Annotated in this window: 11 protein-coding genes; 8 read left to right on the forward strand and 3 right to left on the reverse strand. The window is 63.5% G+C overall.

The genetic code is table 11. The annotated features are described in order from the left end of the window. Nucleotides 1–512 precede the first annotated feature (512 nt). The 6 genes from ACF8K2_RS09710 (at nt 513) to cmoB (ending at nt 9,269) form a co-directional block, all read left to right on the forward strand. Nucleotides 513–1,859, forward strand: a complete 1,347-nt coding sequence (locus tag ACF8K2_RS09710; protein ID WP_392464564.1) for a carbohydrate porin — start codon at nt 513–515, stop codon at nt 1,857–1,859. Between the two features lie 32 nt (nt 1,860–1,891). Beyond that, complete coding sequence (locus ACF8K2_RS09715; protein WP_392464565.1) at nt 1,892–4,303, forward strand: glucose/quinate/shikimate family membrane-bound PQQ-dependent dehydrogenase; 2,412 nt, start codon at nt 1,892–1,894, stop codon at nt 4,301–4,303. 215 nt (nt 4,304–4,518) lie between these two features. Beyond that, nucleotides 4,519–6,939 carry an endopeptidase La gene (lon, locus tag ACF8K2_RS09720; RefSeq protein ID WP_392464566.1) on the forward strand — a complete coding sequence of 807 codons (2,421 nt, stop codon included), beginning with the start codon at nt 4,519–4,521 and terminating at the stop codon, nt 6,937–6,939. Between the two features lie 151 nt (nt 6,940–7,090). Further along, nucleotides 7,091–7,483 carry a protease inhibitor I42 family protein gene (locus ACF8K2_RS09725; RefSeq protein ID WP_186556175.1) on the forward strand — a complete coding sequence of 131 codons (393 nt, stop codon included), beginning with the start codon at nt 7,091–7,093 and terminating at the stop codon, nt 7,481–7,483. Nucleotides 7,484–7,572: 89 nt separating this feature from the next. Beyond that, nucleotides 7,573–8,316 carry a carboxy-S-adenosyl-L-methionine synthase CmoA gene (gene cmoA, locus ACF8K2_RS09730; RefSeq protein ID WP_186556174.1) on the forward strand — a complete coding sequence of 248 codons (744 nt, stop codon included), beginning with the start codon at nt 7,573–7,575 and terminating at the stop codon, nt 8,314–8,316. Continuing rightward, on the forward strand, nt 8,313–9,269 hold the full coding sequence (cmoB, locus tag ACF8K2_RS09735; protein ID WP_392464568.1) for a tRNA 5-methoxyuridine(34)/uridine 5-oxyacetic acid(34) synthase CmoB: 957 nt from the start codon (nt 8,313–8,315) through the stop codon (nt 9,267–9,269). The genes cmoA and cmoB overlap by 4 nt, the downstream gene beginning before the upstream one ends. Before the next feature lie 69 nt (nt 9,270–9,338). Here cmoB and ACF8K2_RS09740 read toward each other — a convergent pair whose 3' ends face one another. After that, nucleotides 9,339–9,542 (reverse strand): hypothetical protein, encoded by a 204-nt coding sequence (locus ACF8K2_RS09740; RefSeq protein WP_392464569.1) that lies wholly within the window; start codon nt 9,540–9,542, stop codon nt 9,339–9,341. Between the two features lie 300 nt (nt 9,543–9,842). On the opposite strand from ACF8K2_RS09740, the gene ACF8K2_RS09745 reads away from it, so the two are divergent. Then, a complete protein-coding gene (locus tag ACF8K2_RS09745; RefSeq protein ID WP_392464570.1) occupies nt 9,843–10,517 on the forward strand; it encodes a heavy metal response regulator transcription factor in 675 nt (224 codons plus the stop codon). After that, a complete protein-coding gene (locus tag ACF8K2_RS09750) occupies nt 10,514–11,899 on the forward strand; it encodes a heavy metal sensor histidine kinase (protein WP_392464571.1) in 1,386 nt (461 codons plus the stop codon). The genes ACF8K2_RS09745 and ACF8K2_RS09750 overlap by 4 nt, the downstream gene beginning before the upstream one ends. A gap of 48 nt (nt 11,900–11,947) precedes the next feature. Here ACF8K2_RS09750 and pdxJ read toward each other — a convergent pair whose 3' ends face one another. Further along, a complete protein-coding gene (pdxJ, locus tag ACF8K2_RS09755) occupies nt 11,948–12,670 on the reverse strand; it encodes a pyridoxine 5'-phosphate synthase (protein WP_189661898.1) in 723 nt (240 codons plus the stop codon). Nucleotides 12,671–12,731: 61 nt separating this feature from the next. Beyond that, nucleotides 12,732–13,415 (reverse strand): DNA repair protein RecO, encoded by a 684-nt coding sequence (recO, locus tag ACF8K2_RS09760; protein WP_392464572.1) that lies wholly within the window; start codon nt 13,413–13,415, stop codon nt 12,732–12,734. Nucleotides 13,416–13,486 lie beyond the last annotated feature (71 nt).

Here is a 13,486-nt window from a genome sequence, read left to right on the forward strand (position 1 = left end):
AGCCCGCTCCCACAGGTACAGCGCGGCTCTGGGAACTGCGCGGTCCCTGGGCAACTGTTCGTTATGCCAGTTCGCTTCTGCGTCGACCGCTTCGCGGGCAAGCCCGCTGCTCCCACAGGTACAGCGCGGCTCTTGGGAACTGCGCGGTCCCTGGGCAACTGTTCGTTATGCCAGCTCGCTTCTGCGTCGGCCGCTTCGCGGGAAAGCCCGCTCCTACTGGTACACCACGGCTCTTGGGAGCTGCGCGGTCCCTGTGGGAGCGGGCTTGCCCGCGAAGAGGCCGGCACAGACGCTGTGATAATTGCCCCAATAAATGGCCCAACAAAGCGATTATTACCCCCTGGGCAATAATTCCCTGCGACAATTTGTCTTTTTTTCTTACAACTTCCCCTATATCCTCCCCGCCGCAAGCTGAATCGCTTCATCCGTACCATCCAATGCCATTTCCATTGAAGAGCCCGCTCTTCGATGCGCTTGCGTATTTTTCAATAATCAAAAGATAGCGCTATCTCATGCTCCAGCTGCCTAAAACTCGATACTCCGGCCTTGCCCTGGCCACCCTTCTCAGCGGCCTGTCGACCACCGCTAGCGCCAGCGAACTGTTCGCCAGCGACTCGCCGTGGATGCTCGGTGACTGGGGCGGCACCCGTACTGAACTGCTGGAACAAGGCTACGACTTCACCCTCGGCTACACCGGCGAGATGGGCAGCAACCTGCACGGCGGCTATGACCACGACCGCACGGCGCGCTACAGCGATCAGTTCACCTTTGGCAGCCACCTGGACCTGGAAAAGATCCTCGGCTGGAACGATACCGAGGCGCAGCTGACCATCACCGAGCGCCACGGCCAGAACATCAGCAATGACCGCATCAACGATCCACGCGTCGGCGGTTTTACCTCGGCCCAGGAAGTCTGGGGCCGCGGCCAGACCTGGCGGCTGACCCAGATGTGGATCAAGCAGAAATACTTCGACGGCGCCCTGGATGTGAAATTCGGCCGTTTCGGTGAAGGCGAGGACTTCAACAGCTTCCCCTGCGACTTCCAGAACCTGGCGTTCTGCGGCTCGCAGGTGGGCAACTGGGTGGGCGGCATCTGGTACAACTGGCCCGTCAGCCAGTGGGCACTGCGTGTGCGCTACAACCTCAGCGACTCGCTGTACGCCCAGGTCGGGGTGTTCGAACAGAACCCGTCCAACCTTGAGTCGGGCAACGGCTTCAAGCTCAGCGCCAGCGGCACCCAGGGCGCGGTGATGCCGATCGAACTGGTCTGGAGCCCACGGGTCAATGGCCTGAAAGGGGAATATCGCGCCGGCTACTACTACAGTAATGCCAAGGCTCAGGACGTATTGAAGGACAGCAACGGTCAGCCGGCCGCGATCAGCGGTGCCGCCTACCGCAGCAGCTCCAGCAAGCATGGCATGTGGCTCGGCGTCCAGCAGCAGGTCACGTCGCTGGCATCCGACCAGTCGCGCGGCCTGAGCCTGTTCGCCAATGCCACCGTGCACGACAAGAAGACCAATGCCATCGACAACTATGTTCAGGCAGGTGTGGTTTACAAAGGGCCGTTCGATGCCCGCGCCAAGGACGACATCGGTTTCGCCCTCGCTCGCGTGCACGTCAATCCCGGCTATCGCAAGAACGCCCGCCTGGCCAACCAGGTGGCGGGCCTCGACGACTACGACAATCCAGGTTTCCTGCCCGTGCAGGACACCGAATACAGCGCCGAACTCTATTACGGCATCCATCTGGCCGACTGGCTCACCGTGCGTCCCAACCTGCAGTACATCCGCCATCCGGGCGGGGTGTCGCAGGTCGATGATGCGCTGATCGGCGGCCTGAAGATCCAAAGCAGTTTCTGAACCCACCCTTTGACCTAACGGAGTACCTATTGATGAGCACTGACAGTGCCAAGAATGGAACCCGCTGGCTCCCGCGCCTTCTGGGCGTGCTGCTATTGCTGATGGGCCTGGCCCTGCTGGCTGGCGGCATCAAGCTGAGCCAGCTGGGCGGATCCCTCTACTACCTGATCGCCGGCCTTGGCTTTGCCGTGTCTGGCGCCCTGTTGCTGGCCAAGCGCCGCATCGCTTTGGGCCTGTACGGCCTGGTGCTGCTCGGCAGTACCGTCTGGGCCTTGTGGGAAGTGGGCCTGGACTGGTGGCAACTGGTGCCGCGCCTGGCCATCTGGTTCGCCATCGGCGTGCTGTTGCTGCTGCCGTGGGCACGCCGCCCGCTGCTCGGCCCAGCCTCGAAGATCAACACCGCCCTGCTCAGCGTGGCCGTGATCGCTTCCGGCGCCACCGCCGTGGCCAGCCAGTTCACTCACCCCGGCGAAATCCGTGGCGAGCTGAACCGCGACAGCAGCGAGATGGGCAGCGCCGCACCGGCCATGCCGGACGGTGAATGGCAGGCCTACGGGCGTACCGAGCATGGCGACCGCTACTCGCCGCTGCGCCAGATCACCCCGCAGAACGCCTATCGCCTGGAAGAAGCCTGGCGCATTCGCACCGGCGACCTGCCAACCGACAACGACCCGGTGGAACTGACCAACCAGAACACCCCGTTGAAGGTCAACGGCATGCTCTACGCCTGCACTGCGCACAGCAAGCTGCTGGCCCTGGACCCGGATACCGGCGCGGAAATCTGGCGCTTCGACCCACAGGTCAAGAGCCCGACTGGCACCTTCAAGGGCTTCGCCCACATGACGTGCCGGGGCGTCTCGTACTACGACGAAAACCGCTACGTCAGCCGTGACGGCAGCCCAGTGCCGAAGATCTCCGACGCCGGCCAAGTGGTCGCCCAGGCCTGCCCGCGCCGCTTGTACCTGCCGACCGCCGACGCCCGCCTGATCGCCATCAACGCCGACAACGGCAAGGTCTGCGAAGGCTTCGCCAACCAGGGCGTGATCGACCTGACCACCGGCATCGGTCCGTTCACTGCAGGTGGCTACTACTCCACCTCGCCTGCGGCGATCACCCGTGATCTGGTGATCATCGGCGGCCATGTCACCGATAACGAGTCGACCAACGAGCCGTCGGGCGTGATCCGCGCCTACGACGTGCACGACGGTCACCTGGTGTGGAACTGGGACAGCAACAACCCAGACGACACCACGCCTCTGGCGCCCGGCAAGATGTACAGCCGCAACTCGGCCAACATGTGGTCGATCGCCAGCGTCGATGAAGACCTGGGCATGATCTACCTGCCACTGGGTAACCAGACGCCCGACCAGTGGGGCGCTGACCGCACCCCGGGCGCCGAGAAGTACAGCGCCGGTATCGTCGCCCTCGACCTTGCCAGCGGCAAGGTGCGCTGGAACTACCAGTTCACCCACCATGACCTGTGGGACATGGACGTCGGCAGCCAGCCAACCCTGATCCACCTGAAGACCGACGATGGCGTCAAGCCTGCGGTGATCGTGCCGACCAAGCAGGGCAGCCTGTACGTACTGGACCGCCGCGACGGCACGCCGATCGTGCCGATCCGCGAGATCCCGACGCCGCAAGGCGCGGTCAAAGGTGATCACACCGCACCGACCCAGGCCCGCTCGGACCTCAATCTGCTCGGCCCGGACCTGACCGAACAGGCGATGTGGGGCGCAACCCCGTTCGATCAGATGCTCTGCCGGATCCAGTTCCGCAGCCTGCGCTACGAAGGCCAGTACACCCCGCCGTCCGAGCAAGGCAGCCTGATCTACCCAGGCAACGTCGGTGTGTTCAACTGGGGCAGCGTCTCGGTCGACCCGGTGCGTCAGCTGATGTTCACCTCGCCCAACTACATGGCCTTCGTCTCGAAAATGGTGCCGCGCGAGCAAGTCGCCGCGGGCAGCAAGCGCGAGAGTGAAACCAGTGGCGTGCAGCCCAATACCGGCGCGCCGTATGCGGTGATCATGCATCCGTTCATGTCGCCACTGGGCGTGCCGTGCCAAGCACCGGCCTGGGGCTACGTGGCAGCCATCGACCTGTTCACCAACAAGGTCGTGTGGAAGCACAAGAACGGCACCACCCGCGACAGCACCCCAGTGCCAATCGGCATGCCGGTCGGCGTACCAAGCATGGGCGGCTCGATCGTCACCGCCGGTGGCGTTGGCTTCCTGAGCGGCACCCTGGACCAATACCTGCGCGCCTATGACGTGCACAACGGCGAAGAGCTGTGGAAAGCCCGTCTGCCGGCAGGCGGCCAGGCCACGCCGATGACCTACACCGGCAAGGATGGCAAGCAGTACGTCCTGGTGACGGCTGGCGGCCACGGCTCGCTGGGCACCAAGATGGGTGACTACATCATCGCTTACAAACTCGCCGAGTAAGCGATTGCCCGGCGTCAGTGATGACGCCATCGCGGGGCAAGCCCGCTTCCATCGACACCGGCAGCGTGGGGCAAGCCTGCTCCCACGCTGCCAGTATCGGACGCGTGGGAGCGGGCTTGCCCCGCGATGCGTTTGCCAGCCCCCCTTTCGTCTACCATTGAAACCTGTCCGCCCCCGCCCCATCTAAGCACCATAGCCATTCACGCAGGTGCCCCATGAGCGACCAGCAGGATCTTCCGGAACATCCCGACGAACACAGCGAAGTCGAACACCTCGAAGCGGCCTCCACCCCAGGCCACTCCCTCGCCCTGCCCGGCCAACAGCTGCCGGACAAGGTCTATGTGATCCCGATCCACAATCGCCCATTCTTCCCGGCCCAAGTGCTGCCGGTGATCGTCAATGAAGAGCCCTGGGCTGAAACCCTCGACCTGGTGGCCAAGACCGATCATCACTCGCTGGCGCTGTTCTTCATGGACACGCCGCCCGAAGACCACCGCCACTTCGACACCTCGGCGCTGCCGGAGTACGGCACCCTGGTCAAGGTGCACCACGCCAGCCGCGAAAACGGCAAGCTGCAGTTCGTCGCCCAAGGCCTGACCCGCGTGCGCATCCGCACCTGGCTCAAGCACCACCGCCCGCCTTATCTGGTGGAAGTCGAATACCCGCGCCAGTCGACCGAGCCGACCGATGAGGTCAAGGCCTACGGCATGGCCCTGATCAACGCGATCAAAGAGCTGCTGCCACTCAACCCGCTGTACAGCGAAGAGTTGAAGAACTACCTCAACCGCTTCAGCCCCAACGATCCTTCGCCACTGACCGACTTTGCCGCCGCCCTGACTTCGGCGACCGGCAACCAGTTGCAGGAAGTGCTCGACTGCGTGCCGATCCTAAAGCGCATGGAGAAGGTCTTGCCGATGCTGCGCAAGGAGGTCGAGGTCGCCCGTTTGCAGAACGAGATCTCCGCCGAGGTCAATCGACAGATCGGCGAGCACCAACGCGAGTTCTTCCTCAAGGAGCAGCTCAAGGTCATCCAGCAGGAGCTGGGCCTGACCAAGGACGATCGCAGTGCCGACCTTGAGCAGTTCAAGCAACGCCTGGAAGGCAAGACCTTGCCTGCTGCCGCGAAAAAACGCATCGACGAAGAGATGGGCAAGCTGGCGATTCTGGAGACCGGCTCACCCGAATACGCCGTCACCCGCAACTACCTGGAATGGGCCAGCGCCCTGCCCTGGGGCGTGTACGGCAAGGACAAGCTCGACCTCAAGCATGCGCGCAAGGTGCTCGACCAGCATCATGCCGGGCTCGATGACATCAAGGAGCGCATCCTTGAGTTCCTCGCCGTGGGCGCCTGGAAGGGCGAGATCAGTGGCTCCATCGTGCTGCTGGTCGGCCCGCCCGGGGTCGGCAAGACCAGTATCGGTAAATCGATTGCCGAATCACTTGGCCGGCCGTTCTACCGCTTCAGCGTCGGCGGCATGCGCGACGAGGCCGAGATCAAGGGCCACCGTCGCACCTACATCGGCGCCCAGCCGGGCAAGCTGGTGCAGGCGCTCAAAGACGTCGAGGTGATGAACCCGGTGATCATGCTCGACGAGATCGACAAGATGGGCCAGAGCTACCAGGGCGATCCGGCTTCGGCGCTGCTGGAAACCCTCGATCCGGAGCAGAACGTCGACTTCCTCGACCATTACCTGGACCTGCGCCTGGACCTGTCCAAGGTGCTGTTCGTGTGTACCGCCAATACCCTCGACTCGATCCCCGGGCCGTTGCTCGACCGCATGGAGGTGATTCGCCTGTCCGGCTACATCACCGAAGAGAAGCTGGCGATCGCCAAGCGCCACCTGTGGCCCAAGCAGTTGGAAAAAGCCGGTGTGGCCAAAACCAGCCTGAGCATCAGTGACAGCGCCCTGCGCACGGTCATCGAGGGCTATGCCCGCGAAGCCGGGGTTCGCCAGCTGGAAAAGCAGCTGGGCAAGCTGGTGCGCAAGTCGGTAGTCAAGTTGCTGGACGACCCTGCGGCGAAACTGAAGATTGCCCCGAAAGACCTGGAAGCCGCCTTGGGCATGCCGGTGTTTCGCAGCGAGCAGGTGTTGGCGGGCAAAGGCGTGATCACCGGCCTTGCCTGGACCAGCATGGGCGGCGCGACCCTGCCGATCGAGGCGACGCGCATCCATACCCTCAACCGCGGCTTCAAGCTGACCGGCAAGCTCGGCGATGTGATGAAAGAATCGGCCGAAATCGCCTACAGCTACGTCAGCTCCAACCTCAAGCAGTTTGGTGGCGATCCCGGGTTCTTCAACGAAGCCTTCATTCACCTGCATGTACCGGAAGGCGCCACGCCCAAGGACGGCCCAAGCGCCGGTGTGACCATGGCCAGCGCGCTGCTGTCGCTGGCTCGCGACCAGGTGCCGAAGAAAGGTGTGGCGATGACCGGCGAGCTGACCCTGACCGGCCAGGTCCTGCCGATCGGCGGTGTGCGCGAGAAAGTCATTGCGGCCAAGCGGCAGAAGATCTTCGAGCTGATCCTGCCGGAGGCCAACCGCGGTGATTTCGAGGAACTGCCCGATTACCTGCGCGAAGGCCTGACCGTGCATTTTGCCAAGCGCTTTGCCGATGTAGCGAAGGTACTGTTCTAAACAGAGGGCCCTAGCGCCGGGCAATCCCGCCCCTACAGGACTGTGGTAAACCCTGTAGGAGCGGGCTTGCCCGCGATAGGGCCAGAACAACCAACCCAAAATACCCACCGCTTCGGTTATCCTCAGGCATCGCCAGCCCTTTGGAGCCAACATGACTGCCCTCCGTCTGCTCGTTCCCCTGAGCCTCACCCTGCTTGCCGCCTGTAGCCATCAGTCGCGCCAAACCGTCGAGCTGGGCGCAGAAAACGAATGCCCGATACGCCTGCAAACAGGCCAGAACCTGACCCTGAGCCTGCCAAGCAACCCCACCACCGGCTACCGCTGGCTGGTGCAAAACCCGGCCAACAACATCCTTCGGCCGATCGGCGCAGAGGTCTACACCCAACCCGAGCAGGCCGGGCTGGTCGGTAGTGCAGGCGTCTCGACCTGGCGTTTCCAGGCCAAAGCCCCCGGCGATGGCCACCTGATCCTGGTCTACCAGCAGCCCTGGGCTCCGGAAGTACGCCCGGTACAGACCTTCGATTGCGAGATCAAGGTGAATTAAACACGCAGCGCTGGTCAGCCACTCATGCATCCTTGGCGCAGTTTGGCTAAAATGCTGGCCCTTTACCCAGCCAGCACCCTGGACCTTACGTGAGCAAACAACCCGACCGCCTATTCGCCGAGCCTCTTGAGCAGGTACCCGACTTCGTGTTCAACGAAGACGTGGTGCGGGTGTTCCCGGACATGATCAAGCGCTCGGTGCCAGGTTACCCGACCATCGTCGAGAACCTTGGCGTGCTGGCCGCACGCTTCGCCCAGCCCAATACCGCGCTGTATGACCTGGGCGCCTCGCTCGGCGCCGTGACGCAATCCTTGCGCCGCCATGTGCGCAGTGACGGTTGCCGGGTGATCGCGGTGGACAACTCCGCAGCGATGGTCGAGCGTTGCCGCCAGTACCTCACCGCGCAAGACTCGATGTTCCAGGAGCTGCTGCCGGTACAAGTGCTGGAGGCGGACATTCTTGCCCTGCCCTTCGAGCCGGCCTCGGTAGTGGCGATGAACTTCACCCTGCAGTTCATCGCCCCCGAGCAGCGCCTTGAGCTGCTCACACGGATCCGCCAGGCGTTGCTGCCGGGCGGTGCGCTGATCCTCTCGGAAAAGCTGTGCTTCGCCGATGAGCAGGAGCAGGCGTTGCTCGCCGAGCTGCACGTGGACTTCAAGCGCGCCAATGGCTACAGCGAACTGGAAATTGCCCAGAAGCGTAGCGCCATCGAAAACGTCATGCGCCCCGACACGCTTGAAGCCCATGAACAGCGCCTACGCGCTGCCGGTTTCTCCAAGGTGGTGCCGTGGTTCCAATGCCTTAACTTTGCCTCACTGATAGCCCTGCCATGATCGATCTGTCCCCCCTCGTCCGCCGCCTGGCGGGCACCCCCCTGGCTAACTGGTCGCAAGGCCTGCAAGCGCAGCTGCAAAGTAAACTGGAAAAAGGCCACGGTGACCTCGAACGCTGGCGCGGCGCATTGGACGCCTTGCCCGATCTGCAACCGAGCCAGGTCGATCTGGTCAATGGCCTGCGCCTGGACAGCGACTGCGATGAGGCCAGCCGCGCGCAGATGCGCCAGGCGCTGATGGGTTTGTCGCCTTGGCGCAAAGGGCCGTTCGACCTGTTCGGCGTGCATGTCGACACCGAATGGCACTCGGACTGGAAATGGTCGCGGGTCGCTCCGCACCTGGACCTGAACGGCAAGCGCGTGCTGGATGTCGGCTGTGGCAATGGCTACTACCAATGGCGCATGCTCGGTGCCGGCGCTGACATGGTCATCGGCGTCGACCCCAACTGGCTGTTCTTCTGCCAGTTCCAGGCGGTGCAAAAGTACCTGCCAGAGCTGCCAGCCTGGCACTTGCCGTTCGCCCTGGAAGAGTTGCCAGCCAACCTCGAAGGCTTCGACACAGTGTTCTCGATGGGCGTGTTCTATCACCGGCGCTCGCCGATCGAGCACCTACTGGCGCTCAAGGACTGCCTGGTCAAAGGCGGCGAACTGGTGCTGGAAACCTTGGTGATCGAAGGTGACGAGCATCAGGTGCTGGTCCCGGAAGATCGCTATGCGCAGATGCGTAACGTCTGGTTCCTGCCTTCGGTGCCGGCATTGGAGCGTTGGTTGCGCCGCGCAGGCTTCAGCGACGTACGTTGCGTCGACGTCAGCGTCACCAGCGTCGAAGAGCAACGCAGCACCGACTGGATGCGCTACCAATCGCTGGGTGACTTCCTCGACCCGGACGACCACAGCAAGACTATCGAAGGCCTGCCGGCACCTCGCCGCGCGACCATCCTGGCGCGCAAATAAAACAGGCGCCCGGCAATGGGCGCCTAACGACACCGCCTGGCAGGAGCAACGCCAGGCGGCTGGGTGAAACTAGTCCTTGGCTACTTCACGGGCCTTTTGCGCTTGCTTGCGCTCACGCTCGGCCACGGCCTGGTCCTGCTTGCCGTGCAAGCGCTCCTGGTCCTGGCGGAATGCCTCCCAGAACTGCCGCGAACGCTCCGCGCCGCCTTCGGCCAAGGCCGTGGTGCTGCCCAGGGTGAGCAGTGCCAGCAACAGGTACTTGGTCAGGTTCATGGTGATTTGCCTCATAAGGGTTCAGATGAGGTCATCCTAGAGGGCGGCAGCTAACGCCAAGGTGAGGCGCACATTACAGTCTTGCAAGGGTGACTTTCGGGGCGGTTGTTCTCAACCTATCGCGCCCGTAGGCGCGAGTTTGTGCCGCGCTAGGGCGCTGACTGTCAGGGAAATGGCTGGCACATTACAAATCTGTAATCCAGGTAAAGCATCGCTTCGCATGCCGTAACATTGACCTGCTTGACCCTCATCCCACTTCAGGGTCGAGAATCGCCGCCCTTCACCTGACCGAGCCCGACCATGCGTCTACTGATCATCGAAGACGAACTGCGCACCGCCGACTACCTGCAGCAAGGCCTGCGCGAGAACGGCTACGTGGTCGACTGCGCCCACACCGGCATCGACGGCCTGCACCTGGCCCGGCAGCAGGCATATGACCTGGTGATCCTCGACGTCAACTTGCCCGAGCTGGACGGCTGGAGCGTATTGCAGCGCCTGCGCGCCGATTCGGCCACACGGATCATGATGCTCACTGCCCATGGCCGCCTGGCCGACCGGGTCAAAGGCCTGGACCTGGGTGCCGACGACTACCTGCTCAAGCCGTTCGAATTCCCCGAGCTACTGGCGCGAATCCGCAGCCTGCTGCGGCGCAACGACCAGCAGTTGCAACCGAGCACCCTGCGCGTCGCTGACCTGGAACTCGACCCAGGCCGTCATCGTGCCTGGCGCGGCGGCAGGCGCATCGACCTGACCGCCAAGGAGTTCTCCCTGCTGCACCTGTTGATGCGTCAAAGCGGCGAAGTGCTGTCGCGCACGCAGATCATCTCGTTGGTGTGGGACATGAACTTCGATTGCGATACCAATGTGGTCGAGGTCTCCATTCGCCGCTTGCGGGCGAAGATCGACGATCCGTTCGAAGACAAGCTGATCCATACCTTGCGCGGCGTTGGCTACGTACTCGAGGCACGTCCTTGAAGCCTGCCAGCCTGTCGCTACGGCTGGGCCTGAGCGTGACCCTGATGGGCGCCACGCTGGTCCTGCTGCTGGCCTGCCTGGCAGTGTTCGCCCTCGATCATGAACTCGATAGCCGTGCCCGCAAGGACCTGGCGCGCAAGATGCTCCAGGTCGAGCACAACTTGCGGGTCGACTTGCGCAGCGGCGACTTGGCCACTCGCGCCCACCCGCTGCTTGACCTGGTCATGGGCCATGACAACCTCAGCCTCAATGTCCTGGCACTCAACGGCCGTCACCCGCCGCTGCTCAGCCTTGGCCCAGCGCTGGAGTCGCAGGCGCTCCGCGAACTGCAGACCGGCGCAACGCTGGCCTTCGCGCAGTGGCAGGACAGCGCCGGCAACCAGATCCTCACGGCCACCCGCCTGATGCGCCTGCGCGATGACACGCCGGTGCGGGTGATGATGTCGCTCAACCGCGACGACGATAACAGCCTGCTGCAGGCCTACCTGCACTCGACCTTGCTGGCCCTGCCCTTGCTGCTGGTGCTGATCGGCATTGGCGCGTGGAAGCTGGTGCAACGCAGCCTCAAGCCGCTGCGCCACTTTCGTCGGGTGGCCGGTCAGGTCTCGGCCCAAGACCTCACTCATCGCCTGCCCGCCAGCGGCCTGCCGTCTGAGCTGGCAGAGCTTGCCGGCGCCATCAACGTGATGCTCGATCGCCTGGATCAAGGCGTGCGGCAGCTGTCGCAGTTCTCAGATGACCTGGCCCATGAGCTGCGCACACCCTTGAGCAACCTGATGGGCAAGGCCCAGGTCACCCTGGCTCGTGAGCGTGACAGCGAGAACTATCGCGAGGTCCTTGAAGACAGTATCGAGGAGCTGACCCGGCTCAACCGCATCATCAACGACATGCTGTTCCTCGCCCAAGTCAGCCAACCGCAGGCGCAGGTCGTGCTCAAACCCTTGGCATTGGCCGAAGAGGCCGAGCGGGTCGGCGAGCTGTTCGCGTTCAGCGCCGAGCTCAAGGATATCGAGCTGAAGCTGCAAGGTTGGGGCACGGCGCTGGCCGACCGGTTGATGTTCCAGCGGGCGCTGTCGAATCTGTTGAGCAACGCCATCAGGCATAGCCCTGAAGGGCAGCGCGTGACGGTAGGCATTGGCCGGCATGCTGAGCATGCCTGGGTGTGGGTGGAGAACCAGGGGCCAGGGATCGCCCCGGCGCACCAGCCACAGCTGTTCGAACGCTTCTACAGGGCTGGATGCGGGCGTTCGCGGCTCGAAGGCGGCACCGGACTGGGGCTGGCAATCGTGCAGTCGATCATGCATTTGCACGGTGGCAGGGTCGAGGTGAGTAGCAGGCCAGAAGGGCCGACCCGGTTTACTTTGCTGTTTCGCGCAGAATGAATCGCGGGGCTGGCCCCGCGATCAGCTGGCGATTGCGCCTCGGCTTGCTTAGCGCGATGCCTGGACAATCAGCGCTTTCATCTCGGCCACCGCCGCCTTGAAGCCAACGAACAGCGCATGTGCGACCAGCGCATGACCAATGTTCAGCTCGTTGATGCCCTTGATCGCCGCCACCGCTTCGACGTTGTGGTAATGCAGGCCGTGGCCGGCGTTGACGATCAGGCCCTGGCCCACGCCAAAGGCGACGCCATCGACGATGCGCTTGAGCTCTTCAGCCACCTCGGTCGGGGTTTGAGCGTCAGCATAGCGGCCGGTGTGCAACTCGATCGCAGGCGCGCCGACACGACGCGAGGCTTCGATCTGGCGCTCATCGGCGTCGATGAACAGCGAGACTTCAGCGCCAGTACGCGACAGGCGCTCAACTGCAGCCTTGATCCGAGCTTCTTGCCCAGCCACGTCCAGGCCACCTTCGGTGGTCAGTTCCTGGCGGGTTTCGGGGACCAGGCAGATATGCGCCGGGCGGATTTTTTCGGCGAACAGCATCATCTCTTCAGTGACGCCCATCTCGAAGTTCATGCGCGTTTGCAGCACGTCCTTGAGTACCAGCACATCACGCTCCTGGATATGCCGGCGGTCTTCGCGCAGGTGTACGGTGATGCCGTCTGCGCCTGCCTCCTCGGCATCCAGGGCAGCCTTGACCGGGTCTGGGTAGCGGGTGCCGCGGGCCTGGCGCAGGGTCGCCACGTGGTCGATGTTGACGCCAAGAAGCATGCGGTTGCTGTGAGTCACGAAAGGCTCTCCTGAAGATTGAGCCACACAGCATACGACGTGCTTAGCGCTTGCGAAACAGTTCCCGACTGACCAGCGGCTTTGGCCCCAGGTGTACCGCCAACGCCTGACGCATCAGGCGCTTGGCGGCCAGCAGTGCGCCGGGGGCCTCCCAGTTCGCTTGCGCCAGGGCCAGCAGCTCGTCACCCTTGAACAATCCGGGCTGCAGCAGCTCGACGCGCTCAAGGCCTGCGTCCACTTGCAAGCGATACAGGCCTTCGGCGGCAATCGGGGTGTCGTTGATGTCGTGATCCAGCGCGAAGGCGTAACCCAGCTCGTCGAGCAGGCGCCATTCGAAGGCGCGCAGCAGCGGCTCCAAGGGCCGGCCTTCGCCGAGCGCTTGCAAGGTCAATGCGTAATGCTCGAATAGCGCCGGATGAGGCGCTTCGGCAGGCAGCAGGCGCATCAGCAACTCATTGAGGTACAAACCGCTGAACAAGGCGTCGCCATGCAGCCAGGCGGCAATCCCCACGCTGTCCAGGCGGCCGACGTTCTTCAGCTCGCCGCGCCCGCGCAGCTCGACTTCCAGCGGCACGAAACAGCGCACCAGGCTGCCACCCTTGCCCCGCGCCCGGCGCAGCACCGCTCGCACCCGCCCCTGCGGGGTGAGCAAGTCCACCAGCGCACTGGTTTCCTTGTAGGCGTGGCTGTGGAGCACGAAGGCCGGCTGGGCGGCGGGTTGTTCCATCACAGAGCACTCGATGTCAGAAATAACTGTGGGAGCGGGCTTGCCCTGCGATCACCATCGCGGGGCAAGCC

The organism is Pseudomonas sp. xss_2 (assembly GCF_043104195.1).
GTDB classification, from domain to species: domain Bacteria; phylum Pseudomonadota; class Gammaproteobacteria; order Pseudomonadales; family Pseudomonadaceae; genus Aquipseudomonas; species Aquipseudomonas urmiensis.